25 protein-coding genes are annotated in these 26,270 nt (G+C 61.2%); 22 read left to right on the top strand and 3 right to left on the bottom strand.

Annotated features, from left to right (window positions below; translation table 11 throughout):
* Positions 1-396: 396 nt before the first annotated feature.
* Complete coding sequence (nusG, locus tag ACZYHG_RS06395; protein ID WP_464613044.1) at positions 397-936, top strand: transcription termination/antitermination protein NusG; 540 nt, start codon at positions 397-399, stop codon at positions 934-936.
* Between the two features lie 111 nt (positions 937-1,047).
* Here the strand turns inward: nusG and ACZYHG_RS06390 are convergent, their stop codons facing one another.
* Together ACZYHG_RS06390 and ACZYHG_RS06385 are read right to left on the bottom strand one after the other, a co-directional pair.
* Positions 1,048-1,344, bottom strand: coding sequence for a PilZ domain-containing protein (locus tag ACZYHG_RS06390; protein WP_464613043.1), 297 nt, complete (start codon positions 1,342-1,344; stop codon positions 1,048-1,050).
* A gap of 188 nt (positions 1,345-1,532) precedes the next feature.
* The gene (locus tag ACZYHG_RS06385) at positions 1,533-1,739 is read right to left on the bottom strand and encodes a DUF2188 domain-containing protein (protein ID WP_464613042.1); all 207 of its coding nucleotides are present in this window, start codon (positions 1,737-1,739) and stop codon (positions 1,533-1,535) included.
* Positions 1,740-1,781: 42 nt separating this feature from the next.
* Here ACZYHG_RS06385 and ACZYHG_RS06380 point away from each other — a divergent pair, with 42 nt between their 5' ends.
* From ACZYHG_RS06380 to ACZYHG_RS06355, 6 genes are all read left to right on the top strand, one after another.
* The gene (locus tag ACZYHG_RS06380; protein WP_464613041.1) at positions 1,782-2,111 is read left to right on the top strand and encodes a hypothetical protein; all 330 of its coding nucleotides are present in this window, start codon (positions 1,782-1,784) and stop codon (positions 2,109-2,111) included.
* 41 nt (positions 2,112-2,152) lie between these two features.
* Complete coding sequence (locus ACZYHG_RS06375; RefSeq protein ID WP_464613040.1) at positions 2,153-2,629, top strand: terminase small subunit-like protein; 477 nt, start codon at positions 2,153-2,155, stop codon at positions 2,627-2,629.
* A gap of 76 nt (positions 2,630-2,705) precedes the next feature.
* Positions 2,706-3,266 carry a terminase large subunit domain-containing protein gene (locus tag ACZYHG_RS06370; RefSeq protein ID WP_464613039.1) on the top strand — a complete coding sequence of 187 codons (561 nt, stop codon included), beginning with the start codon at positions 2,706-2,708 and terminating at the stop codon, positions 3,264-3,266.
* The gene (locus tag ACZYHG_RS06365) at positions 3,263-4,018 is read left to right on the top strand and encodes a phage terminase large subunit family protein (RefSeq protein ID WP_464613038.1); all 756 of its coding nucleotides are present in this window, start codon (positions 3,263-3,265) and stop codon (positions 4,016-4,018) included. The genes ACZYHG_RS06370 and ACZYHG_RS06365 overlap by 4 nt, the downstream gene beginning before the upstream one ends.
* Positions 4,015-4,224 (top strand): hypothetical protein, encoded by a 210-nt coding sequence (locus ACZYHG_RS06360; protein ID WP_464613037.1) that lies wholly within the window; start codon positions 4,015-4,017, stop codon positions 4,222-4,224. Before ACZYHG_RS06365 ends, ACZYHG_RS06360 begins: the two co-directional genes overlap by 4 nt.
* Before the next feature lie 300 nt (positions 4,225-4,524).
* Positions 4,525-4,995 (top strand): hypothetical protein, encoded by a 471-nt coding sequence (locus tag ACZYHG_RS06355; protein ID WP_464613036.1) that lies wholly within the window; start codon positions 4,525-4,527, stop codon positions 4,993-4,995.
* A 55-nt stretch (positions 4,996-5,050) separates the two neighbouring features.
* Here ACZYHG_RS06355 and ACZYHG_RS06350 read toward each other — a convergent pair whose 3' ends face one another.
* Positions 5,051-5,719 (bottom strand): Crp/Fnr family transcriptional regulator, encoded by a 669-nt coding sequence (locus tag ACZYHG_RS06350; protein ID WP_464614634.1) that lies wholly within the window; start codon positions 5,717-5,719, stop codon positions 5,051-5,053.
* 244 nt (positions 5,720-5,963) lie between these two features.
* Here ACZYHG_RS06350 and ACZYHG_RS06345 point away from each other — a divergent pair, with 244 nt between their 5' ends.
* The 15 genes from ACZYHG_RS06345 to ACZYHG_RS06275 all read left to right on the top strand — a co-directional run bounded on the left by ACZYHG_RS06345 (position 5,964) and on the right by ACZYHG_RS06275 (position 26,269).
* The gene (locus tag ACZYHG_RS06345) at positions 5,964-6,158 is read left to right on the top strand and encodes a hypothetical protein (RefSeq protein WP_464613035.1); all 195 of its coding nucleotides are present in this window, start codon (positions 5,964-5,966) and stop codon (positions 6,156-6,158) included.
* Between the two features lie 95 nt (positions 6,159-6,253).
* A complete protein-coding gene (locus ACZYHG_RS06340) occupies positions 6,254-8,002 on the top strand; it encodes a portal protein (RefSeq protein ID WP_464613034.1) in 1,749 nt (582 codons plus the stop codon).
* On the top strand, positions 7,999-8,319 hold the full coding sequence (locus tag ACZYHG_RS06335; protein WP_464613033.1) for a Bbp19 family protein: 321 nt from the start codon (positions 7,999-8,001) through the stop codon (positions 8,317-8,319). Before ACZYHG_RS06340 ends, ACZYHG_RS06335 begins: the two co-directional genes overlap by 4 nt.
* A gap of 58 nt (positions 8,320-8,377) precedes the next feature.
* Positions 8,378-8,950 carry a hypothetical protein gene (locus tag ACZYHG_RS06330; protein WP_464613032.1) on the top strand — a complete coding sequence of 191 codons (573 nt, stop codon included), beginning with the start codon at positions 8,378-8,380 and terminating at the stop codon, positions 8,948-8,950.
* A 46-nt stretch (positions 8,951-8,996) separates the two neighbouring features.
* Positions 8,997-9,905 carry a hypothetical protein gene (locus tag ACZYHG_RS06325; RefSeq protein WP_464613031.1) on the top strand — a complete coding sequence of 303 codons (909 nt, stop codon included), beginning with the start codon at positions 8,997-8,999 and terminating at the stop codon, positions 9,903-9,905.
* A 44-nt stretch (positions 9,906-9,949) separates the two neighbouring features.
* Positions 9,950-10,939, top strand: coding sequence for a Coat protein (locus ACZYHG_RS06320; protein ID WP_464613030.1), 990 nt, complete (start codon positions 9,950-9,952; stop codon positions 10,937-10,939).
* Positions 10,940-10,996: 57 nt separating this feature from the next.
* On the top strand, positions 10,997-11,179 hold the full coding sequence (locus tag ACZYHG_RS06315; RefSeq protein ID WP_464613029.1) for a hypothetical protein: 183 nt from the start codon (positions 10,997-10,999) through the stop codon (positions 11,177-11,179).
* A gap of 2 nt (positions 11,180-11,181) precedes the next feature.
* Positions 11,182-11,775, top strand: coding sequence for a phage connector family protein (locus ACZYHG_RS06310; RefSeq protein ID WP_464613028.1), 594 nt, complete (start codon positions 11,182-11,184; stop codon positions 11,773-11,775).
* A 5-nt stretch (positions 11,776-11,780) separates the two neighbouring features.
* Positions 11,781-12,059, top strand: a complete 279-nt coding sequence (locus tag ACZYHG_RS06305; protein WP_464613027.1) for a hypothetical protein — start codon at positions 11,781-11,783, stop codon at positions 12,057-12,059.
* Positions 12,060-12,080: 21 nt separating this feature from the next.
* On the top strand, positions 12,081-14,243 hold the full coding sequence (locus tag ACZYHG_RS06300) for a phage tail protein (RefSeq protein WP_464613026.1): 2,163 nt from the start codon (positions 12,081-12,083) through the stop codon (positions 14,241-14,243).
* Between the two features lie 84 nt (positions 14,244-14,327).
* Positions 14,328-14,702, top strand: a complete 375-nt coding sequence (locus ACZYHG_RS06295; RefSeq protein WP_464613025.1) for a hypothetical protein — start codon at positions 14,328-14,330, stop codon at positions 14,700-14,702.
* A 3-nt stretch (positions 14,703-14,705) separates the two neighbouring features.
* Positions 14,706-18,197, top strand: a complete 3,492-nt coding sequence (locus tag ACZYHG_RS06290) for a D-Ala-D-Ala carboxypeptidase family metallohydrolase (RefSeq protein WP_464613024.1) — start codon at positions 14,706-14,708, stop codon at positions 18,195-18,197.
* The gene (locus ACZYHG_RS06285; RefSeq protein ID WP_464613023.1) at positions 18,197-22,474 is read left to right on the top strand and encodes an AAA family ATPase; all 4,278 of its coding nucleotides are present in this window, start codon (positions 18,197-18,199) and stop codon (positions 22,472-22,474) included. Before ACZYHG_RS06290 ends, ACZYHG_RS06285 begins: the two co-directional genes overlap by 1 nt.
* Before the next feature lie 285 nt (positions 22,475-22,759).
* Positions 22,760-25,051 carry a hypothetical protein gene (locus ACZYHG_RS06280; RefSeq protein WP_464613022.1) on the top strand — a complete coding sequence of 764 codons (2,292 nt, stop codon included), beginning with the start codon at positions 22,760-22,762 and terminating at the stop codon, positions 25,049-25,051.
* 135 nt (positions 25,052-25,186) lie between these two features.
* Positions 25,187-26,269 carry a hypothetical protein gene (locus ACZYHG_RS06275; RefSeq protein WP_464613021.1) on the top strand — a complete coding sequence of 361 codons (1,083 nt, stop codon included), beginning with the start codon at positions 25,187-25,189 and terminating at the stop codon, positions 26,267-26,269.
* Position 26,270 lies beyond the last annotated feature (1 nt).

Raw genomic sequence — 26,270 nt, 5'->3', positions numbered from 1 at the left:
CACTGAGACCACGGCGACCGTGGCGGGGATTACCGGGATACGAGACCGGACCCGATCGCAGAGGCACCCTTACTCACACAGGACGCACCCCGAAAGGAGGTGCAGCCTCTCCCTGATCGTCTGGATGGTCTTCGAGGGGTGCCGCTGCCAAGCGATGCGCGTGTAGGGCCGACAGGGTAACCCCGGCTCGAGCCTCAAAGAGGCAATCACGTATCCAGATGTGCGCGAGACCCCGTCCCACCTGGCACGGAATCGCGTCACGCTTCGTCCTGGACGGGCGAAGTGTGTCTGGAGGGGAAGGGGGCCGGGATTATGGGAGCCCTAAGAGGGCGACCGATGGAGCGTAGCGGATGACGCCAACAATGGACAACGAGCCGACCAGCGAGGACCTGCACCATGAACGCACAGACGAAGACTAAGCTGCCCGCCTGGCTGGCGGTACAGACGAAGCCCGGCGGCGAGTACCGCGCCGTTACCGAGATGCAACGCCTGGGAATCCCGGTCTACATCCCGCAGTACCGCCACGAGTACCGGCATCACCGGACCAAGGCTTGGCTCGTGAAGAACTTCCCGCTGTTCCTCGGCTACGTCTTCACGCCGGCTCACGACGTGAAGTGGGGAGCCCTTAACAGTTGCGATGGCCTGGTCCGTAACGGCGTGCTCTGCGACATCGAAGGCAAGCCGGTGCCGATCTCTGGCGAGGACATCAAGGGCATCCGCGATGCGGAGGAGAAAGGCGTCTTCGACAAGATGCGTGAGCATGGGCTGCGGTTGAAACCGGGCGAAGGTGTGAAGGTCATGGAAGGGGTCTTCACCGGCGCCGACGGGGAGATGTTGACGGCCAAAAGTGTCAACAGCGTGCGCGTCCTGCTGGACATGTTCGGCGGCAAGGTTGTTGCCTCCGGGCCTGTTGCAAAGATCGCCAAAAAGGAATAGGTTCCTACGATCTGATTTGGCGATACGCCTGTCTGCGCGGGGCTTTCACAGTCACCCGCCGGGGCGATGAGGGGCACAATCGCCACCCTGACCCCGGAAGAAGTCATATCCTCAGCCGTAATGCAGTTTTGGCTTTGGCTCGGTGCCGGTGAACTTTACCCCGACGCGATCGTTGCGCCGCCACCGAACCTCGCAACGATAGGCAACGCCATCCGTCGGTACATAAAGCAGAAAGTGCTCTGGCACTCGCGCATCCGCCGCGACTCGAAGTTCGGCACCGTCGTCATGCTGATTTTTGATCGAGCAGCTGATTTCTGAATTCTGGATGCCGGTAATTATAGCAGCGCCCTTCAATACCCGCTGGCGATGGCGGCGGCGAAGTTCATCATTCGGTTGAACGGTGGCCATTCACCACAACGAAGCAGACGCTCGATAGATCCATTTCCCTGCGGCAATTGGTTAACGTTGACCAAGCCGTGCCCCGACTTTTCAGCGCTGATCTCGGCTACGCAACCAAAGCCTTTCGCTCGATCCTGAGAAGAGCCCGACGGGGCAAGGCCGCAACCTTGGACCGGGGAAGCTAGAGCGCCGATCTTTTACTCACTCGGCCACTCGGTACGCCACTTGTCGTCGATACCTTGGACAAGGACCTCTGCGTCGTGGCCACGCGACGCGGCTGCTTTCGCCCCTTTGATTGCCGCCACGACGGCGGCAACATTCGAAACGTACGGGTATTCCTCTCCGTCATAGCGGACCTTCCAGCGATCACCGTCTTTGAAGACGTAGTACTTCGCATTCGCCATGTCGGGCGCACCGTCAATTACCTACCCAACGGAGAATGAGAAATGTCTACACGATATGCAACCATCATTCCGAACGATGACGGCCAGGAGGTCGTCTCGAACATCGCCCAGATCGAGGGTGCCGCGCCGCAGGTAAGCTTCGGCAAGGTCGAGAAGGTCGCCGACGGCGTTCTGATCGGCATGGTTCGCGGCGGTCCTGTCAGCCCGGTTGCCGGCTTCGGCTTCCCTGAAGGCACGCCCGGCACCGGTGAGCGTGGTGTTGGCGTTGCCAAGGCCGAACCGAAGGACAAGCGCGTCAAGGCGAAGGAAAAGCCCGTCGCTGACGATCCTGCGGCTGATCCGCCTGCCGATCCCGATAAGCCGGCAGAGTGAGCTAACACGCGATGGCGCGACCGACGGACTATTCGCCAGCGATGGCAGACAAGATTTGCGAACTCCTCGCCGACGGCAAGAGCCTCCGCAAAATCTGCCTTGCTGACGATATGCCCGATAAGGCAACGGTCTGTCGGTGGCTCGCCGTCCACCAGGCGTTTCGCGACCAGTACGCGTGCGCCCGCGCGATTCAGGCTGACGAGCTCTTCGACGAAACAATCGAGATCGCCGACGACGGGTCGCAGGACTATTCGACGAAGACCAATCCCGACGGATCGACCTATGAGGCGTTCAACTCCGAGCACGTCCAGCGCTCGAAGCTCCGCGTCGACACGCGCAAGTGGGCGGCGGCCAAGCTGGATCCGAAGAAGTATGGCGAGAAGCTGGACCTGAATGTCGCGGGCACGCTGAACACGGTATCGGAAGAGGCGATAGATGCTCGCATCGCTGAGCTACTCGGAAAAGCAGGAACTGGCGCAGCTCCTGGAGGAGCGGGCAAGGCGGAAGGCGAGGAATAGGCTCCTCGGCTATCAGCCATATTCCAAGCAGCGCCAATTCCACGAAGCCGGCGCAACCAATCGTGAGCGGCTGTTCATGGCCGGCAACCAGTTGGGTAAGACGCTGGCCGGCGGCGCTGAATGGGCAATGCATCTCACCGGGCGATATCCTGACTGGTGGAAGGGCAAGGTTTTCGACAAGCCGGTGGCGATGTGGGCTGCTGGTCTCACCGGCGAATCCACACGCGACACTGTGCAAAAGATGCTGATCGGTCAGCCTGAGCGCAAAGACGCTTGGGGAACCGGCATGATCCCGGGTGACGCGTTCGCCGAAACCTATCTGGCGCGCGGCATTCCTAATGCGCTTGATAGCATAGTGGTCAAGCATGGCGGTGGTGGTGACGTCCAGTCCGGTCGCTCGATCCTCGGCTTCAAATCCTACGAGAAGGGCCGGGAGAAGTGGCAGGGGCCGACGCTTGACGGTGTGTGGTTCGATGAGGAGCCGCCCCCGGATATCTACAGCGAAGGTCTGACGCGTACGAACGCAACCGGCGGCATCACGATGATAACCTTCACGCCGCTGCTCGGCATGTCTGAAGTGGTGCTGATGTTCCTCACGGCCGATCAGGTCAACCACATGGTGAAGAGCAAGCAATGAGCCGTCACGTCACCTTCATGACCATCGATGATGCCGAGCACTACACGCCTGCGCAGCGCGCTGAGATCATCGCCGCCTATCCTGAGCATGAGCGTGAAGCCAGGGCAAAAGGCATCCCGGTGCTGGGCTCTGGGCGCATCTTCCCTGTTGGTGAGGAGATCGTGGGCTGTGAGCCGTTCCCCCTGCCACGCTTCTGGCCGCGTCTCGGCGCTCTCGACTTCGGATGGGACCATCCTTCAGCCGCGGTCGAATTGGCATGGGATACTGAGGCCGACGTGATCTATGTCACCAAGGCGCATCGCGCATCGCAACAGACGCCAGCCATGCAGGCCATCACGCTCAAGCCGTGGGGCGCATGGTTGCCGTGGTCATGGCCGAAGGACGGGCGACGCGACACGCTGGAAGGTGCGGGCGTAGCGCTAGCCAAGCAATATGCCGATGCTGGGCTGAACATGCTGCCGACCTGGGCGCAGTTCCCAGACAAGTCCGTCTCCGTCGAGGCGGGCCTGATGGACATGCTCGATAGGATGCAGTCGGGCCGTCTTCGGGTCTTTAACACCTTGCTCGATTGGTTCGAGGAATTCAGGCTGTACCACCGCAAAGACGGCGAAGTCGTAAAGCTGCGGGACGATCTGATGTCGGCGACGCGCTACGGCGTCATGATGATCCGTGAAGCGTTGGTCGATCCTGCTGAGTTCAAGGCTGCTCGCCGCAGCAACGTGCAATCCGATCCGCTGGCAGGGTATCGATGAGCGCTCGCGTCCAACGTTTCAGCCCTGGGACAGGCAACTATGTCCTGATCGACGTGGCCAGCGGCATGGTGCTTCAAGAGCGGCCCGCCGTGCGTGAGCCCGGCAAGCCGCTCGGTTCTCCGTTCAGTGATGTCGACGAGATTGAGCCTATCGAGGCTAAGCAGTTAATTGGCAGCCAGAGTGATCCGCTCGCTGACTACCGGTGAGTTTTCTGGGAACGAAACTGGTCGTGCCCGGCGCGGCTAGGAACTGGGAGGGCTGTCACATTCGACCACTGTTCCACTTATCAACAGATAACGAACGGTCAAGAAGTAGCCCTTGTTGGGTCTCCCAAGGTCAATGAACTCGGCGCGGACAATTGGATCGTAAAGCTCTTGATTGGGAAATTTTCGAAGGTCGAATCGCCTGCTCTCCCGACAGTATTCGTCCGCCTTGAGGAATTCTTCTGGTGTGAAGTCGATCACAAGGCGTCGCATGGAACCTTCAACTAAGATGCTTCCGCAAGCATGACTGTTCGTATCGTTGGTGGCAACATCCGCGACCTGTCCTACATCGCCGCAAACCTTCGGCCGGAAGACAGGGCAGAGATCGACTGTCAGCTCGACGAGTGGTCGCCGGAATCGCTGGCGCTGCATGCCATGCAGGGGCCGGCCTATGTGGTCGAGATCGACGGCAACCCGGAAGCAGCCTTCGGCGCGGCGGAACTGCGGTCTGGCCTCTGGATCGCCTGGTCATGGGGCACTCGGCGCATGAAGCGCTGCGTTCCTCGGATAACGCAATTCTTCTGGCAGGTGCTCGGCCCTGACGTCGCTGCGCAAGGTGCATGGCGGGTCGAGGCTCGGGCCTCGGCATCGAATGACCTGGCGCTGCGCTGGCTGCATCGCCTCGGCGCAACGGAACGCTGCCGCTTACCTGCCTACGGCAAGGGCGGCGAAGATTTCATCCTGTTCGATTGGACAAGGGAGACGTGGAGATAGCAGCGCCGCGCGTTTATCTAGTCCGGTCTATCCACCGATCCAGGGCGTTCAACGCTTAACCTATTTCTCCGAGAAGTCTCACATACTCGGCTTCCGGCACACCATATCCGCCATTGGCTAGCGCAATCAGTCCAGGGCGATCCACTATGATGACCTGATTACGGCGCGACCGGATCAGGCCAAGACCTTCCAGTCCCTGAAGGGCAACCGTAACGCCTGGCCGTCTTACCCCCAACATAATGGCGAGAAACTCGTGCGTAATGGAAAACCGCACGCCGGCCACACGGTCGTCGCACATCAGCAACCACCGTGCCAAACGAGGCGCTAACCTCGCGCGAACATTGACAAGCGCGGTGCACCCGGTCTGGACCTGAAGAGAATTGACGAAGCCTAACAGGAATAATCGCAATGTGGGGCTGGCCCTAAGGGCATCGGTGAACCTGCGTGCGTCGATCCGCATCGCTTGGCCTTCAAGTTGCGCAAAACAGGCAAGTGGCGAGCGGTCGTCGTCCATCACCAGCGAAGTCCCAGTCATTCCTTCATAGCCGATGAATCCGATCTCGGCCTCGCGTCCACCGGACGTGCGGGCAACAATGGATGCAATGCCTCGCTCGATAAAGTAGACGGCTTCAATCGGCACGTCGGGGGTTACAAGCGGCATTCTCAGCGGCATGGCCACCGGATGCAAATCTCGTGCAATCAGCGCGAAATCCTCCGCGCTCATCTTCCGCAACAGTGCATTTCGGAATTCTGACTGACAGTGGCCCTCATAAGCCGGTATGCCGATGACAGTCGATTGGGTGATTTCAATGTCCATCTTATAGCTCCCGCGGGGCGGGAGCACGATCGACACTCTCAAGCGCCAGCGCCCGTTCAGTGGCTAGCGACACACCTTATGTACGCAACCGACAATCGGATTGCGAGTCATTCGAGGCAATCCCTGCAATCAACCTCGGAAGGAGCCAACGATGTGCCTATTTCAGAAGCCGCCTGAGCTGAAGCCGTTGCCGCCGACGCCGACCGCGCAGGACAAGGACGTGCAAGCACGCGCCGACGCTGTCCAGGCTGCGCTCAAGACCAATGACGGCACGGCCAACACGGTCAAGACCGATCTCGATCCGACTGCCCTCGTGGGGCAGAAGCGCGTTCTGCTGGGCGTCTGACCATGGGCGCGATGAAACGAACGTTCCGCGATCGTGCCGGCCGCGCCTGGGCGATCTGGCGCGCCATTGCACATCGCATCAAGCGGAAGACCTGAATGAGCGATTCCCGCGCGCACGATATCCTGTCTCGCCAGTCCGACCTTGAGACTGAGCGCTCGGCCTATGAGACGGTGTGGGAGCAAGTCGCGGAATTCTGCGACCCCGATGCGCCCGACGTCTGGAGCGGCCGGCGTACGTCTGTCCCCGGTCGTGACAGCCAGGCAGAGCGTCAAGAGCGTCGCGGCTCTCGGGTCTATGCAAACACGATCAACAGCGCTGCCAACCGGCTCGCTGCTGGTCTGGAGAGCCTGATCATCCCCCAATCGGAAAAGTGGCATGGTCTGTCGACCGCCGCTATGAACGACGAAGAAACCGACGACGAAAAGGAATGGGCCGAAAGCCTGCGCGACTTCCTGTTCTCGCTGCGCTACTCGGCGAACTCGAACTTTGTGCCAGCGACACAGGCCTGCCTGCGCAACGTGGTCCGCTATGGGCCGGCCTATCTCTACGCTGAAGAGGGCTTCGGCTCGACCCTGATCCGCTACGCGTCCATTCCGGTGGTCGAGGGCTATCTGTCGCGCAACCGCTGGGGCATTGTCGACACCTTCCATCGTCGGTATGAGCGCACCGCGCGCCAGGCTGCGCAGCTGCTTGGCTATGAGAAACTGCCGCCCAAGATCAAGACGCTGGTCGACGATCCGACGAAGTGCGACACGAAGATCTCGCTCATCCAGTGCATCCAGCCGCGCGATGAGCGCAAGATGTACAATCTCGCCGGCCGATACGACTATCTCGACACGGCCTTCGCCTCCTACCACTTGGTCGAGGAGGAAGAGACAATCGTGAAGGAAAGCGGCTTTCGCACCTTCCCAGTCTCGACATTCAGCTGGCGCCGCTACGAAAGCGATCCTTACGGCATCTCGCCGACCATCGAGGCGCTGGTGACGGTGAAGGAAGAGAACGCGGTGCGGCGCTCTGGTCTCCGCGCACTGCAACAGATCACTGATCCGCCGACGGCTTCGGCCGCGCGCCTTGACTTTATCCCGGTGCTCAATCCCGGCCAGAATTATGAAGGCGTGCTGGACAACCAGGGCCGGCCGCAAATTGTGCCGATCAACACCGGCGCCAATCCGACATTCGCATTCGACTATGCCAAGACGCGCGCCGATGAAGTCCGGGATATGATGTTCGTGAACCTGTTTCAGGTGCTCGTGCAAAACCCGCAGATGACGGCAACTGAAGCGCTGATCCGAAACGAGGAGAAGGCATCGCTGCTCGGTCCCTCGGGCTCGATCATCCAGGCCGGCTTTGCGACGAACCTCGATCGCGAACTCGGCATTCTCGAAGACAAGGGCCTCTACGATCAGGACAGCCGCTTCCTGCCGCCTGAGAGCTTGGCCGGCAAGCAGGTGCGTCCGACCTTCACCAGCCCGCTCGACGTGCTGCGTCGCTCCGCCGAGGCGAAAGACACGATGCAGGTGCTTCAAGCCGCCGGCCAGATCGCACAGTTCCAGCCGGAAGTGATGGACACGATCGACGGCGAGGAAGCGCTGCGCGTCATCCACGGCGCCGGCCGCAGCCCGCAACGCATCTTCCGCAGCCAGGACGATATCGCCGCCATCCGCGATACCAAGGCCAAAGCCGCGCAAGCGCAGAAAGGCATGGCGGGCATTGCAGCAGCGGCCAGTGTCGCCAAGGACGCGGTGCCAGCAGCGGTGCAGGCGCGTGACAGCGGTCTACTCGATCAACTGCAAGGCATGATGCCGCAAGGCGGGCAAGCCGCTCCGCAGGGTGCGCAGCAATGACCGAGAAGCGCTTCGCTTACTCCAAGCAAGCCGGCGGCCCTGCCAAGGCACAGGACGCGCTGACCAAGGCTTATCTCCGCGTCTTCTCCGGGCAAGAGGGCGAAATGGTGCTGGCCGATCTGGTCGCGACGGTTGGCTATTACCGCCGGCCTTCATACGGCCAGTGGATGGCAGACACCAAGTCGCCGCACGGCTTCGAACTCCACAGCGCTCTGTCGAATGCCCGGGCTGAAGTCGTGCAGCACATCATGCGATTCCTGACGCTGACCGATGATCAGTTGATCGCGCTCGAACGCGCTGCGCGACTCGAACAGTAGTTTCTGCCCGCGGCGGGTCCAGCCGATCAATCCCTCCCCAGAATGAAGGAATATTGTTATGGCACGTGGACTTCCGCGAACCCTTGCGCGCGCCGCTGCGCGTGAAGCTGGCACTCATCCCCCGGTCGCCGGCCTGAAGGCTGAGACCACAGGCGGAGGCGGCACCTATCGGACCGTCTTTACCTTCAACGGCATGCAGGTGCCGGTTACCGACGCTCTGGCTTATGCCTCGCTCAAGATCTTCGACTTCCTCGACGGTAAGGTCCGCATCAAGGGCGGCACCGCAAGGCTGCAGTTTGCCGTTCTCGGCGTTCGCGCCAGCACGATCAATGACAACGCTGCGCTGACATGGTCCCTTGGCTCCGCTGCGGCGTCCAGCGCCACGCTGGCCGGCACGATGGTCAACGTCATCGCCTCGACGGCTCGCACGCTGGACGGGGCCGCTGCAGCACTGTCGACGGCATCGACGGCTGATGTGGTTGCTGCTGCCACGCTCGACGGCACCACAACCGCCGTTGACCTCTTCCTGAACCTCGCCTTCGCCACCGGCACCGACATCGATGCCGACGGCGTGCTGGCGATCACCGGCACCATCACGCTCCTGCATGAAAACTGGGGCGACAACGTCTAACGGCCCTGCGGCTGGGTGAGCCGCCCAATCGAAGGAACATTCTCTCATGACAGATTTGGCAGCAGCTGGGTCCGTGGCGGAAACGCCGGCGGGCAACCTGGAGAAGCCAGCGGCAACGGTGGAAAACGGGTCCACCACCGAAGCCGGCAAAAGTTGGTTTGACGGTCTTTCCGAAGGCAACCGCAAGCTCGCTGAGAACAAGGGCTGGACCAAGCCGGAAAGCGGCATCGATAAGGTGCTGTCTTCCTATGCGGAACTCGAACGAATGCAGGGCGAGAGCCTGCGCGTTCCCGCAGCCGACGCAGCGGCGGAGGAGTGGGAGAAATTCAACTCCAAGCTTCCCGAGACGATGCGGCCGGTAACATCGCCTGACAAGCTGGAATTCAAGCGCCCGGAAGGGCTTCCTGAGAACGTCCCCTATTCGGCGGAACTCGCAACGGCGGCCAAGCAATGGGCGGTCGATGCGGGCGCAACGCCGAAGGTGGCGCAGGCCTATCACGATAAGTACGTGGGCTATGTGGCCGAGCAGGCGAAGGCGGCGCAAGCCGAACTCGCCAAGCAGGTCGAGAGCACGCACACCGAACTCGTGAAGGACTGGGGACCGGTGGAAAGCGACGGCTTCAAGCAAAAGCTCGAAGTTTCCAACCGCGCGCTGAAGAAGCTTGGCCTGGTCGACGCCTACAAGGCGAAGGGCATCCTTCTGCCTGACGGCACGCTGACCGATCCTCAGATCGCACGGGCTTTCCATGCGGTCGGCGAGGCGATGTTCAAGGAAGACACGATCGAAGGCGGCGCAGCGCACGGCGGGGAAAACCCGTTCAAGCGCAACGCGGCCGGCGAACGCAATATCTCGGCGATTTCAGCCCTCGTCAAAAGCGACCCTGAACGCGCGAAGCGGCTTGCCCGCGAGGCCGGTGAAAACCCGGATCTCTGGGTGTCCAGCAATCCCCGCTGACGGGGACCGACACCGCTCCGCATTGCTTGAAGGAATGAAATAAAATGGCTGACGCCTATACCCGCATTGCGAACTCGATCGTCCCGTCCGTCTATGCGCAGTACTCCTTCGAGGAGCATGTGCAGTCCCTCGAAATCTACCAGGCCGGCATCCTCTATTCGGACCCGACCATCTCGGCAAAGCTGAGCATGGGCGGCCGACAGGTCGATATGCCCGGCTGGAAGGATCTCGGCAACGATCCGTCGGAACCCGTCAACGACGATCCGACCGACAGCATCGAGATGAAGAAGATCGGTTCGCGCCGTGAAGTCGCGGCCCGCGCCGTTCGTGCCAACGCCTGGGGCATCCCGGACCTGACCAGCATCCTGGCCGGCTCCGACCCTCAGAAGATCATCGTGCAGCGTCAGACCGACTATTGGCAGCGCGCCAATAAGCTGACCCTGCTCGGCATCCTCAAGGGTGTGATCGCGGACAACATTGTGACCAACGGCAGCGACCTTGTGCTGACGACGGGCGCATCCATCACCGAAACCGACGCGATCGATGCCGCCTATCTCATGGGCGACAAGGCCGACACGTTCCGCACCTGGTGGATGCATTCGAAGCAGATGAAGGCTCTCAAGAAGAAGAACCTGATCGACTTCATCCCGTCGGCCGAACAGGGAAAGATGCTGCTTCCCTACTACATGGGCCTGCGCTGCATCGTCGATGACGATATCCCGGTGGCATCGAACGTCTACACGGCGTTCATGTTCAAGGATAAGGCGATCCTGTGGAACGAGCTTCCGGTCAACACGGAAGGCGGTCCGCTGGAATTCGACCGCAAGCCCCGCCAGGGCCACGGCGGCGGTGTTACCGAGATGGTCGGACGTTGCCACTTCGTCCCGCACGTCCCCGGCACGCGTTGGCTCGATGCCTCCACGGCCGGCGAGTTTGCTACCGACGCTGAATATGCGCTGGCGGCTAACTGGAGCCGCACCGCGTCGAGCGTCAAGAACATGACGTTCATCGCGGTCAAGACCACCGAAGCCTGATCATAGGCACGGCGCGGGGCTTCGGCTCCGCGCCTCTTTCCCGTTTGTGAGGCTCACATGATCATTCCCACCAAGCGAAACCCGAAAGAGACGCGCGCGGAAGCGGTGCGCCGGCAGTTCCGTGAGCATGCCTTGCGCCTGGCGCCGAACCCTGCCGTCATCGTCTATGACAGCTTTGGCCGGCCTCGGCGTGATCCGAGCTATCTGAGCGTCCTTGCCGCTTCGCAGATGAAGCGCTGACCATGGCGACGACGCCGCTCGACGTTGCCAACATGGCGCTCGCGGTCCTCGATGAGGCGCCGATTGATAGCCTCGATCAGGACGTCAAGGCTGCACGCCTGCTCAACCTGCATTTCGATCTGACGTGCGAAGCCGAGTTGACGAAATACGCCTGGGTCTTCGCCATCCTGCGCGCGTCAGTGGTCGGCGCCGACACGGGCACCGGTGACTGCACGATGCGCTGGTCATACGAGCTTCCGGCTGACTGCCTGCGGCCGCTGCCGCTGACCGACAATGGGGAACCGGATGGCGTGCCGATCTCGTGGCGGCAAGAGGCCGGCCTGATCTACACCAACCTGTCGGGACCGCGCATCATTCGCTACATCGCGAACCTAACCGACCCGAACGACTGGGACGCCTTGTTTACCGAAGTCGTGGTCGCGGCGCTCGCCATCAAGGTGGCGCATCCGCTGACCCACAAGTCCGGCATGATCGACGTTGCTCGCGCGGCCTATGACAGGGCGCTGGACGCGGCTTTCAATGCGCAGGCCATCCAACGCGGCGGAAAGCTTTCGACGACGTCCTGGGCGCAAGCCCGTGGCGATTGGAGGGCATAGCGCTGATGGCCACGCTCTATCCGGTCCAAGATACCTTCGTCCGTGGCGAGATCAGCCCTCGCTTGCATGCCCGCGCCTCGCTGGACCTCTACCGCGCGGCGCTGGCGCTGTGCCAGAACTTCGTGACCCTGCCACATGGCGGCATCCGCAAGCGCGGTGGCACCTATTTCTGCGCGGAGGTGAAGACCTCGGCGAAAGAGACACGCAGCATCCCTTTCATCTTCTCGTCCGACCAGGCTTACATGCTGGAATTCGGCGACCTCTACATCCGCGTCTATGCCTAGGGCGTCGCGGTCGGGGTGGAGGTGGTAACGCCCTATCTCGAACCGGACCTGTTCGAGCTCGACTATGTGCAGTCCGCCGACCAAATGTGGATCACGCATGCGAACTACCCGCCGAAGGTGCTGACCCGGACGGCGCACACGACTTGGACGCTAACGGATTTCCAGTTTCTCGATGGCCCCTATGACGACGTCAACACCACTGCAACCACGCTGACGCCGGCAAACACGGGCCATGTAACGCCGCAAATGACGTCATGGACGGCGCCGAGCGGCACGGTGACCGACGATGGCACGGGCACCAACTCCTACAAGGTGTTCGATCGTGATATCACGCAACAGATCAAAATCACCGGCGGCAGCAGCGGCTTCTTGCAGTATCAGTTCCCGGCCGGACAGGGCAGAGCCGTCAACGCCTACTGGCTGGCTGCTTCCGACAACGTTGCTTCGAACGGCGATATGGCGACGCAATGGACGCTGTCGGGGTCGAACGACGGCATCAATTATACGACGCTCGATAGTCACGCTGGTGAGACGGGGTGGTCAGGCTCGGAAGTGCGCTTCTTCGAGTTCCAGAACGCGACCACATACCTGTATTACAAGTTTGCGTTCTCAGGCGGTGGCGGCGGCGACGCCAGTGTGACAAGCCTTGCAGAAATCGCCATGGCCGAGAATGGCGACACCATGACGCCGTTCAATCTGACTGCGTCGTCGATCGTCGGCATCAACGGTGGGACGGGGTTTCAGACAACCGACGTTGGCCGCTCAATCCGCCTGCTCGGCGGTGACAACGTTTGGCGCTGGGCGAAGATCACAAGCCGCACCAGCACAACGGTCGTCGTCGTCAGGATGTATGGCCACGCGCTGCCCGACCTGTCTCCGATCACCCGTTGGCGGCTCGGCACGTTCGTCCCCGGCAAGTATGTCGAGAGCGGTTCACTCTATGAGGAGCGGCTGGCCTTCAGCCGGCGCTTCTCCGTCTATGCTTCAAAGACGGGCGACTTCGATAACTTCGCGCTCGGCGAAAAAGACGATGACGCGCTGGAATTCCTGCAAGCCGGCGGCGGCCAGGCGAACGACATCCAGTGGATCGCGGAATCGGATGGCGCCTTGATGATCGGTACCTCGGGCGGCGTCCGCGCGCTGTCGGGCTCCGGCGTCGATGAAGCGCTGACGCCGTCGTCCTTCAAGAACCGGCGCTCGCGCACTTTCGGATGTGCCAAGATCAGGCCGGTTGATGCCGGCCAATCGTTTATCTACGTGACGCGCTCGCGCAAGGCGATCGCTGAACTGACACAGGTGGCGACGAACAAATTCACATCGGATGACATCGGACAGATTTCCGAGCACCTGCCGAAAAAGGGCGTCATCGAACTTGCCTATCAAACCGACCCGGACCCGGTGATCTGGTTCCCGGTCGATACCGGCGAAATCTGCGGCTACACCCATCAGCCATCGCAAGACGTGCGCGGGATGCACCGCCACCAGATCGGCGGCACCTTTACCGGCTCCGGCTGGGCGCAGGTAGAAAGCGCCTGCGTGACGCCGGGCCAAGACGGCGTCGATGACATCTGGCTGATCGTGAAGCGCACCATCGGCGGTGTAACGAAACGTTACATCGAAATCATGCAGCCGCCGTTCGAATACGGCAATCTGGTCGATGCCTTCGCAGTCGACTGCGGCCTGACCTATTCAGGGGCGGCCGTGGGCACTGTCTCCGGCCTTGCACACCTCAATGGCCAGGTGGTCGACGTGCTGGCCGATGGCAAGGTCTATACCGGGCTGACTGTCGGCACGGGTCAAGTCACGCTGCCCGACGGCGTCACCGCGGCTAAATGGCAAGTCGGCCTGCCGTTCGATGCTGAAGCGGACACGCTCGAACTGGACGTAGGCGGGAAGGATGGCTCGATCATTGGCCGTCGCAAGAAAGTCGCTCGCGTGATCCTCTCGGTTCTGGAAACGGACACCACGGGGCTGTCGGTGCAATCCTTCATGCGCGGCAAGTGGGAGAACGTGCGCCTGCCCAGCGTCGTTGCGCCTGACGGCAAGGCAAACCTCTTTACCGGCAACGTCGAGGTGCCGATCGACGATAGCTGGGAAGGTCAGGGCCGCGTGAGGATTCGCCACACGAACCCGACCCCGTGCACGATCCGATCCTTCACCCCTGCCTTTGACGCCGAACCGTAGGTTTACCCCATGTGCTCCATTGCCCTTATCGGCCTCGGCCTATCGGTCGGCGGCGCGCTGGTCGAAGGCCAGCAGCAGAAGCAGATGGCCGAGATGCAGGCCAAGGCTTACGAACAGCAGGCCCAAGCTGACGCCAATGCAGCGGCGTTCGAACAGACGCAGGAAAAGCACAAGCAGGACTTGCTTGCGTCCCAGGCACGCGCTGCGGCCGGCGCCTCGGGTGTGGCGGTTGCCGGCTCTCCGACCGAAGTGCTGGCGGCCAATGCCCGACAAAATCAGCTGGACCTGAAGGCGATCCAATTCAATTCGCAGCTGCGCCAGAACAACCTGAACACGCAAGCGTCAATCTCGCGGTTTCAGGGCAAGCAGGCCGTGACGTCGTCCATTTTCAAGGCTGGTGGCGATCTGTTCTCCGGCATCAATAAAATCCAGATGGCTCAAAACCCGTTGGCGGCGTGATAGATGGCAACCATTCCTCTTCAAGTCGCTGAACGTCGGCTCGATCCGGGCAACGTCGTCCAATATCCGGGCGGCGGCGATGTCGGCCGCGCCATGCAAGATGCCGGCGGCGAGGTCACGGCCGTCGCCGATCGCATTCAGCAGCGCCAGGACGAGATGGACCGCTTCAAGCGGATCACCGTCGAGAACGCCATGGATGCGGATACTGCCAACCAGGCGGCTGAAGCCGCTCGGAATGGCTCGGCCGACGGCACCGGCTTGCACGATACGATCGTCGGCCAGATCGATCCAGCGACCGGCAAGGTCGCAAAGCCCGGCTTGTTCGACAACATCGCGGATCAATATCGCGCGCAAGTCCCGCAAAGCCAGCGAGGCTTTTTTGACGCCTCGCTGCCGGCGAAGCGGCTGCAACTGTCGGGAAGCGCGGCGTCGGCGCAGTTCGAGCAAGAGCAGAAATATGCCACGCTCGAGACTACGAAAATTCAGAACGGCATCATCGGCAGCATTCTGCAGATGGACCCGAACGACACTGCATCGTACGACGCCTATAAGGCGCAAGGGCGAAAGGCTATCCTCGCAAGCCCACTTAGCCCGCTGGCAAAGCAGGCGACGCTGGAAAGCTGGGACCAGGCCACACCGAAGGCCCTCGCCCAGGCGATCAGTGCTCGTGATCCCGGCCAATTGCGCCGGCTATTCGGCATGGCCCCGCCGGCTGGCGCGGGCAAAGGCGCATCGGCAAACATCGTTGCGACCGACGTCATTCCCCCGGAAGGCGCGGCGCTGCTCAACACCATCGCCGGCACCGAAAGCGACGGCGCCTATGACGTGATCAATGGCGGAGAGAAGTTCGCCAGCTTTGCCGATCACCCCAAGGCCGGTCAGCATGGTAGCTCGGGCATCGCTGCCGGCCGGTATCAGGATCTGCCGTCTACGTGGGATCGGATCAAGAACGCAACCGGCGTGCCAGATTTCTCGGCACGATCGCAGGACATCGGCAACTGGTGGCTGGCACAGAACGACTATAAGCAGAACACCGGCCGCGATCTGCTGACCGATTTGAAGTCACCGGATGCGAACGTCAAGGCTGGTATTCGCCGCGCGCTCTCCAGCACGTGGGCCGGTCTGAAGACATTGGGCGATGGCGACTTCGCCAATCAAGTCAACGGCGGCCCAGTCAGCGGCGGCGGTGCAGCGGCCGCGCCGAAGCACACCGGGCCTGATCTGCCAATCGTGTTCGGCGATACAACAGGGCGTGTCTCTGCCGTCCCTGACATGACGGGCGTTCACCCGGAGGTGATCAGCCGCTTCAAGAGCCTGCAGAATTCCCTCGGCTTCTCGCTACCTGTCGTGTCGGGTTTCCGTGATGCTGCTCGCAACGAACGTGCCGGCGGTGCCAAGGCCTCGCAGCACATCGAGGGCAACGCGCTCGATCTCGATGTCCGGGGAAAATCCCAGGCCGAGCAAATCCAGATTATTCAGGAGGCGCGCGCACAGGGCTTCGGCGGCATAGGCGTCTACGGAAACTCGATCCACATCGACACAGGCCCGCAACGCGCCTGGGGTGCATCGCATCATTCCGACAGCTTGCCGATGTGGGCGCGCCACGCGCTTGATAGTGCGCCGGTCGGCCAGGCTGTGGTGCGCACCGCGAACGCGCCGATGGACCCGCGCTTCACCGGCATGTCGCCGGATGACATGCTGGCGCTGGCAAATCAGGACGATGTCGCCTTTCGTCAGAAGCAATCGGCCGATGTTGCCCAGGCCAAGGTCGAGTATGGCGCCTACAAAGACCATATCGAACTTGGCATTCGCACTGGTGAAATCCGCGACCCTGCGCTGATCCTGAGCAGCAAGTTGAACGAGGGCGATCAGGCGACGCTCTACGAAATGCTGAAGACGGAGAACAAGGACAACGCGGGTGTCGATGCCATCATCAGCGCGATCGGCTCCAACCAGAAGGTGCCGATCAACAGCTTCGACAGCGATCAGGCAAAGATCGGCGACAAGGCCTATAACCAGTTCGTCGCGGCTGTGCCTCCCGAGAAGCGCGGCGCGGCGGCCGCAACCTATGTGCAGGCAACGGGATACATCCCCGATCCGCTGCAAGCGACGCTTCGCCAGGGTGCTGCCGCCAAGACGGCGCCTGAACTCTCCTCGGCGCTCTCCCAGGCGGACACGGTCGAACGCATTGCGCCGACTTCCTTCAGCAACATTCCCGGCGGTGATGTGCAGACGAAGCTGACAGATTACCGGCATTTCGTGAATGACCTCGGCATGACTGGCGAGGATGCGGCACAGGAAATCTTGCGCCGTTCCGATCCTACCAGCAAAGCCACGCGGGAGGTGCTGAAGCCCCAAGCCGAAAAATTCCTGAAGGGCCTATCCGTCGGCGACGTGACAAACGCGTTTGACACTTTCACCGGTCCCGGTGGCGAGCCTGGCGCCGGCGTCATGCCGCAGCAGCCGACCGAACTGTTGGCCGAATACAAGGAACTGGCGACCGACGCCTTCTATGACACGGGTGGCGACGCTGGCGCGGCCAAGGCGCGGGCAATCGCCGGGATCAAGAAAACCTGGGCGGTGAGCAACATCTCAGGATCTCCGAACCTGATGAGGATGGCGCCCGAGCTCTACTATCCCCCGGTCGGCGACAATCTCGACTATCTGCGCGCCGACGCGATGAAGACGGCCCAAGCTTACGCTGACGAGCACACGCCGGGCCGCACGGTCGAGAACATCGCGATCAAGATGAGCCCGGACTGGACGCGGCGCGACGTCGAGATGATGCGCACCGACAAGAGCCGGTTCCCTCGGTACAAGCTCTACTACCAGTTTGATGACCATGGCCAATCGACATGGGAAGAAGCCTATGGTGTGCCGTGGGGCGTCGATGCTGCCACGATCGCCAAGACCCGTGACATTATTGCCGGCAAGTCGCAGCAGGAATCGGAAGCGACCGCCGTCGATGGCGGCATCCTCCGCGCTGCGCAGGGCAAGGCCAAGGCAATCAATGCCGACCCGGGCACGCAGGATTTCATCAAGGCGCTGAATTCCGAAGCGACCATCGGGGCGGCACAGTTCCAGGTCAACGTGAACAAGGACGACAGGGCAGGAGCAGCGGCGGCACAAGCGCAAGCAAATGCACAGAAGGCCGGAGAACTCGGGACGGCGGCTGGCAATCTGGCCGGTCAGAAGAAGACCGGGTCGGGCGATGCCCCCGGCAACATCCCGGCCAATATCCCCGCGCGGCCGGCAGACGCTGCGCCCGCTGGGCGGCCCGCGATTGACCAAGCCCCAGCCCAAGCTACGCCGCTGACCGATCAGGACTTCGTCGACTTCCAAAAGCGAATGGCAGACGCCTCAGCGGAAGAACGCGCCAAGGCGCGGGACGAAGCCGCCGCTGCCGAGCAGAGGGCCAAGGCCGACTATGAAACGCGGGTCGCCGAGCACAAGCGCATTCGAAAGATCCTTCAACAGCAGAACGGCGCAAACTGATGGGCGCTATCACCTATCCCGACGATCCGCTGCCGATCTCGCAGTTTGGTGCTGTCGACTATCGCCCGCAAGAAGATGGTCCTGGCCCCGATGCGATGACCGTCATCGGTGCGGCCGTGCGCCAGAGCAATACGATCGGCTCGATGGCGTCGAACAAGATGGCCGGCATCGACACCTATGCGCCAGAAGACGGGTGGACCAGCCGAACGGCCTATGACCGGATCAAGGGCACGAAGTACGAACCCTACTGGGATCGCTTTGCGCCGCTTCAAAACAGCACCGCCTTCAACGCGATGCAGTCGCAGATCGACATGGAGCAGGAGGACCGCCGCAACCTCGATTCCGCTGGCTGGCTCGGAACTGCCTTCAGCGGCGCGGCGTCGATCGTCGACCTACCGTCATTGATACCTGGCGGGGAAGCGGTCACCGGTGTCCGAATGGGTCGGGCAGTCTTTCAGACCGCGCTGCGCACCGCCGTTGCTGGTGGCCTAAGCGCGACCGCTTCCGAAATCGCGCTGCAAGCATCGCAGCAAACCCGGCCGCTTGCAGATAGCGCGATGGGAATCGGCGCCGGCTTCGTCCTCGGCGGTGTGCTGGGGTCTGGTGCGGGCGCGCTGATGTCGGTTGCCGAGCGCAAGGCGGCCATGGAAACCGTACGCAAGGTGATGGCCGAACCGGTCAACCCGAATGCCTACAACGAATTTCGTGAAGGAGTGGCTGAAGGCGTGGCTCAAGCCGGCTCACCTCAAGGTGTCGGCGCTGCGGCGGTCTCTGGCCCCGTGCTGGAAGACTATGATATCGGCGCCGGTGCGAAAGCGGTTGGCAAGGCAACTGCGCAGCTGAACCCGCTGCTTCGCGGCTCGCACAGCCCGCTTGCCGAAGCCCGTGAGATTATGTCCGGCATGGCAGAGACCGGGTATTACATCGAGCGCAACGCGCGCGGCGAAGGTGATATCTCGGTCGAAAGCGCGGTCAAGGAATGGGATCGCGGCGCCTTTGTGAAAGCCCAGCAGGATACGCGGGCGATCTACACGGAAGCGCGCAAAGGCGATCTGACCCTGGATCCAGAACAGTTCCGGACTGCGGTTTCGAGGGCGATGCGTCGCGGCGACGAAGGCGAACACGACGCGGTGTCGAAGGCGGCCAGCATCTGGCGTTCGACGCTGTTCGAGCCGTTGAAGGATTATGCGATCAAGGAAGGCCGGTTGCCGCCGGATGTAAGCGTGAAGACGGCTACCTCTTACCTTACGCGCATGTGGAATGCACCGCGGCTAACCGCTGAAGAGGCGCGTTTCAAAGGGATCGTCCGGCCGTGGATCGATGAGCAGATTTCGCATCTCCAGTTCAAGAGCGAAGAAATCGGCCTCGGCAACAAGATCGTCGACAGCGATAAGGCGATGGAAGCGCACGATCGGCTCTCCTCGCGGGTGCAAAGTCTTGAAGACCGCTTAGCCGAACGCACCGGATCAAGGCAGCGTCGCACTGACGCTCTGACCAAGCTCAACCAGGACCGTCTCGACGTGCTCAAGACGCGCGCGCCGGCCGCGCTGGTGACAAGGCTGCGCGGCGCCGATGAAAATGCGGTGATGGTCGACGCGGTCAAGCAGGCTCGGGCCGCTGAGCGGTCGGCTGGGAAACAGCGGACGTTCGCTGAGCGCTCTCCGGTCTTGGCCATCATCAAGGCAAAGGGCGGCGCTCGCGTTGGCACCAAGCTCGACAATGAGTTGCGCGCGATGGGCGTGACGCCGAAGACGCACCCTGGCATGTTCGTCAAACGGGGCGGTATCGGCGACGTCGACAATTTCGTCCACAGCGAAGACGAGATTTTCGCCAATCTGCCGCACGACGGCAATGGCTACGTCGAGCCCCGATCCTTGATGGAAGCGGTTCGCTCGGAACTGGCCGGCAATCCTTTGCGGTCGGCGGATGAGGAAGCTGCTGCGGCGGCCGCCGACGATATCGACAAGACGGCGGCGGAATGGCTCAACCAGGTCGGCCTGCCTGCCAACGCCAAGGTCAAGGACGTTCGCGACCATATCGCCCGCGTGCAGGCGGCTGAGCGCAACACGGAAGGGCTCGACACCCGCATCTCGCGCTTTGAGCGGGAGTTGGACGAGTTCGACCAGGCAACAGACGGCATCGTAAACGAACACGCGATCAGCAAGACCGAACTGCAGAATGCCAGCGACCATCTCCAATCGCTCGAGGATGAGATTGCGAAGTCTGCCGATCTGGTGAATTCATCGCCGCGCGTGAAACTGATCGTCGACTATGCGACGGCCAAGCGCGACATCTTCAAGGCAAAGCTCTCGGAACGCTCGCTGCGCAAGCGGGTGGAAGCGCTGCGCCGGATGGAAACTGAAGGCCGCGCCAACGAGGCGATGCTGTCGGAACTGGCGGCGAAGTCGATCGACCTCGATCGCATCCAAGCCAAGGTCGAGGATCTGAAGGCAAAGGCCAACAAACTGGAGCCGATGGTTCCGAAGGTGAAACAGGAAATTCCCGATTTCGTCTCGGATGCTGACCGCGCGGATTATGTGAATGGCATCGTCAATGACATCCATGAGCAACTGACTGGCCGCGCCAAGCAGGGCATGCCGTCTTACGACATGGTGATGAGCGATCGGGGGCCGATGAAGGAACGGTCCTTCAATATCCCCGACCATCTGATCGAGGACTTCCTGGAACACGACATCGAGATGATCGGCAAGCGATATGCCCGCGTCATGGCAACCGATATCGAGCTTTCACGAATGGATCGCTCGATGGGCGGTGCCGGCGATCCGACGCTGAAGAGCCAGCTTGATCGGGTGCGCAGCGGCTATCTGGCGCTACGCGATAAGGTGAATGCTTCCGACATCGACCAATCGGCGAAGGCCAAGGCGCTCAAGGAACTGACCGCCCGCGAAAAGAGCGACGTGAACGACATTTCCAGCGTCCGCGATCTGCTGCGCGGACAGTACCAGGTGGGAAACTCGCAAACAAATTATGCGCGGGTGCTCCGCGTCGCGCAGACCTTCAACTACATGCGCTCTCTCGGCGGTGTGCTGGTCGGCTCCGTCACTGACGTCGCCCGGCCAGCGATGGTCAATGGCATCGGCCGGTACATGAATGAAGGCATCCTGCCGCTCCTGACCAACCTCAAGGGCATCAAGCTGGCGGTCGAGGACGCTAAGACGGTCGGAGCCGTGACAGAGCGGGCGCTGCAATCTCGTATCGCCTCGATGGCAGAGCTCGCGGACCCCTACGCGCACAACTCGCCGTTCGAGCGCTTCATGGACAACGCCTCCAACATCTTCTCGAAGATGACGCTGCTGCCCTGGTTCAACGACATGAACAAGTCGATTGCCTCGGTGCTGACGCAAAACCGCGTGTTGAAGAACGTGCAGGCGGACTATGCCGCGCTGGCGCCGGCAGAACGCCGCTATATGGGCTATGTCGGCATCAATCCGGACATGGCGCAGCGCATCGCCCAACAGTTCGAGCAATTCGGCACGGTCGAAGGAAACGTCCATGTTCCCGGCATCGAAGGCTGGACGGACATCGATGCGCGCCGGGCGTTCGCCGCTGCGGTCAACAAGGACGTCGACACGACGATCGTGACGAAGGGCGTAGCCGACGTGCCGCTGTTCACGCATACGCCGACCGGGCGGGCTCTCGTGCAGTTCCGGTCGTTCGTGCTGGCTTCACATCAAAGGGTGATGATGCGCGGCATGCAGGATGGTGTGGGCTCTATGCTGACAGGTTTGGTTGGGATGGCCGGCCTGGGCATGTTCGCCTATTGGGCGAAGGCTGTGGAATCGGGCCGCGACGTTTCCGACAATCCGGGGAACTGGGTCGCTGAAGGTCTCGATCGATCCGGAATTTTCCCCCTGGCTTTCGAAATCAACAATGTGTGGGAGAAACTGGGGGCGCCGGGGCTCTATGAAGCGGCGGCCCGCGTCGGCCAGCAGATCGATCCATCAGCCTCGATCAAAGGGCCGGCATCGCGCTACGCGAACCGAGACGTGTTCGGCGCCCTGCTCGGCCCATCGTTTCAGCTTGGCACGGACACCGCCCAATTGCTCGGCATCCCCGCGCAAGCTCTGTCGTCGCTTACCGATGGCGATTCGTCGACCAATCCCGACCTGAAGAAAGCCGACGTTGACAGGGCCGCGAAGATGATCCCGTTCCTAACGCTGCCCTATTTCCGATGGCTTATCGAGGGTGGCGGTCCGCTAAACGGGACCGGGATCGGCGTGAAGCCCATGCTGAAGAACGCGGTCGACGCTCAATAATCGCAGTCTTCGTCGACGCTCATGCCTTTACGGCAATCGTACGTTTCGCCGCTAGGATGGCCGACAAGCCTCGTGGCACCCCAGGCCATCACGAAAAGCACGACAAGCGCAAGTGGTATGCCGAGCCAGCTATAGCGCGGGTTTGCCCAGAACGAACCCTAGGGGCTGCTGGTCGATCGGCCATGCGAATTCCTCCCGGCGTCAACGCCATAGCCGCGCACTCAATGTCAAAACCCGCCTTTTTTCAAGCCTCGCCATCGCGAGGTGCTTAATGGAGCAAGCCCTATGGCCCGACCCGCAACTGCTGCCGTCCGCCTTCTCACCGGTGAGCGGGAACCTGTTCGCCTGGCAACAACAGCGAATATCACGCTCTATGGCCTCCAGACGATCGACGGCGTGCTGACCCAGGTCGGTGACCGCGTCGTTGTGAAGGACCAGTTGGACGGAGCCGAAAACGGCATCCGCACCGCGTCGGAAGGACAGTGGTTCCGAGCAGCCGATGCCCGCACCGCCCGGACAATGCAGAAAGGCACCACTGTCCATGTGCAGGAAGGCTCGGCCAATGCCGGCAAGACCTTCGTCTTCAACACGGATAGTCCGGTCGTCGGCGATACCGCGATCTCCATCATCTTCTACATGTCGGATTCGCTGGTAGGCGACGCCACGGCACAAGCTGTCGCCGCGGCGGCCAGTGCTGCTGCGGCACTTTCATCCCAAGGCGCGGCAGCCACAAGCGCGGGTGCAGCATCGACCAGCGCCGGCGCGGCCGCGACCTCAGCGTCAGCCGCCAGCACATCGGCATCGAACGCGGCAACCTATGCATCGGGCGCGGCTACCAGTGCAACGAATGCAGGCAATAGCGCAACTGCGGCCGCAGGCAGCGCAACTACAGCATCAACCGCAGCGACCAATGCCGGGAACTCGGCGACAGCGGCTGCTGGCTCTGCGGCTGCGGCTGCCGCTTCGGCGTCCACGATCAACCTGCCGTCCCCGGTTGCAGACACCGTTCTTTTGCGCAACCCAGGGAATACGGCTTATATCACCCAGACCAAGACACAGCTCAAGTCGTGGCTGGCCACGAGCACCGCCGACATTTCGTTTCTCCAATCGGGCACTGGTGCGATTGCCACTACAGCGGAAGCAAAGCTTCGGGGCCTCGTGTCTATCACTGACTTCGGCGGCATCGGGGATGGCCTGTTGGCGAGCGCTTCGACCAACGCAACAGCCCTCACCAACGCGCTCGCCACAGGCAAGCATGTGTGGATTCCCTACACTACTGCCGGCTATCACTTCGGCACGAACCAGATCACCGTTGGCACGAGCAAGGCAATTTTCGGTGAAAACCAGGTTCTTTTGAAATCGACCGCCACGACATCGCTGTTTTATGTGACCTCGTTTGAGGTGACGGCGGCGCCAGCCGTTATCCAAAACTTCAAGATCGATATGACAGGCTCAGGCGCCTCCTCGACCGCGATCCGCTTTGCCACGTCTCTTGGCGTCGTCGCAGGCGCGCAGCTCAACCAGCTTCTTTTTACGAATTGCGTCGAGGCCATTGGCGACGAAACCAGCGCTTCGAACTACGTTGTGGATGTCTGGGCGAAGGACATCAGGTGCCTCATCACACGAGGCAGGCAAGTGTACATCCGCCGGTCGCGCGGTTTCCTGTTCTTCGACACGCTCAGAGTCGACCAGACTGTAGGCAGTGGGCAGACCGTCACGCCTGTCACTTGGAACTCTGCGCAGTTCGAGGACTTCATTGGCCTTGAAATCAATCGTTTCGATAGTGTCGGCCCCGTCACCACGACATACCAATCGGCCGTCTATGGCCTCTACATCAACGGCACTGTTGGCGGCCAATCTTCCGTCTGGCTCAACCGGATTCTGGTGGACAACACAAGTGGCAATGGTATCGGCCTGCTCAATATCAACTACCTGAACGGCAACTGGATTGAATCTTTCCAGAACCTCGGGAACCAAATTATAATCGACACAGTAACAAAAACGCAGTTGTCCAATGTCTTCGCCAATGGCGCTGTGGGTGTCACCGGGGCAGCGGCTGGCGCAAACGGGGTGTCGATCGCCAACAGCACGCAAATTGCCGTCGCCAACCTTTACAGCAATAGCAATACCGGTGCGGCGCTGGGGGTGACGGGAACTTCGGCAGGCGTCTCCATCAGCAACCTCCAAGCGGTCTCTAACACTGGGGTTGCGTTGGTGCTGGCCAATAGCGCCGACTACGTGCTCGTTAACGGTGGTTATATCGCCTCCAACGGCGGCACCGTTTCGAACGGATCATCAGGGACGCACAATGTCATCCAGAACGTCGCTGGCTACAATCCGGTTGGGGCGGCTGCTGTCACAACGAGCGCGTCACCGTACACCTACACGGCGAGCACCTCGCCCGAGACGCTGTATTTCAGCGCCTCGACGGGCATCTCGGCGATCACACAAGGCGGAGTTTCAATCTTGCCTGCAGCGCTTGCGGCCAATGTGCCGTTCGCGGCGCAACTAGGGCCAAATGAGCCGATCGTCATCACCTATACCGGCACGCTTACGGCAAAGAAGATGGTGCACTGACAAAGTTAACCTGCTACGGGATCGCTGTCCTGAGACTTGGAATTGGCGGCCAACATGCGTAACGGACGGCTCGACTCGACACCTAGGATTATGTGGCTCCTGAACCATGCGTCGGCACGAAAGTTCGAAGTGCCCATGCTCAAGCGCATCGGCTTCAACGAGATTTTTACTCCCAAGAACTATCCGCAGGAGCCTGGATTCCGGTCAGCGGGAATTGACTATTCGGATGATGCAGACCTGACGATACCTAAGGGAGATCTGGCCGTTCTTAATGCTACCGAATGGAACGGCAACACGCGGGTGCCGCGCGACACATGGGCAATCGCCAACAAGTGGTTCGATGCTGCCTTCTTCATCATGTACGGGTACGATGCAATCACCAGCATGGCGGTGCATTTCAAAGGTTCTATCCTCTGGCGGGCTTATGGAGTTCAAAAACACATCCGTTACATCAATCTGATGAAGCTCAATGAGCCCACCTACCTCGCCTTGACGAAATCGGCCGGAGACTTCTGGTTTGCCACCGCCTACCAAGGCATTACTGACGTAGAGCCACGGGAATTATCGCGCAGGGAAGTCTACCTGCCTCTCGGGTTGCCCAGCATTGAAACAAAGGATCAGTGGTCTGGGGATACGAAACGAGTGCTGTTCGTTTGCCCCGACATCGTGATTAATTCTTATTACGCGGATGTCTACCATCAATTTCTGAAGGACTTTGGGGATCTGCCGTACTCAATCGGTGGCGCTCAATCGATAAAGGCGAGCGACCCAGATGTACTTGGGTTTGTCACTGGCGAGCAGCACGCGGAAAACATGCGCCGCTACAGCGTCATGTTCTACCATTCGCAGGAGCCGAGGCACATACACTATCACCCCTTGGAGGCCATCCGAGCAGGGATGCCGCTAGTGTATATGGCGGGAGGCCTGCTCGATCAGATGGGTGGCGCGGCGTTGCCTGGCCGAGCAAGAAACATCGAGGACGCAAGGCGCAAGATCGAGGCGATACTGAGAGGCGACAGGCGTCTCATTGAGAGCATCCGAGAATCTCAAACTCACATCCTGGAGGCCTTCGATGCGGCAAAGCTTGAGCCATTTTGGCGTGACGGCATGCTCAAAGTGCTGGGTCGTAGCGATGTCGATCTGTCCGCCGTAACCGTCCATGAGCCAAATCGGCTCCCATTGTCCAGTCTGCCTGGATACATGATACACCCGTTCTGAT

The sequence above is a fragment of the Mesorhizobium subarcticum genome (assembly GCF_055456085.1).
The sequence above is the reverse complement of the archived record's forward strand: the minus strand, read 5'-3'. Positions and strand labels throughout refer to the sequence as shown.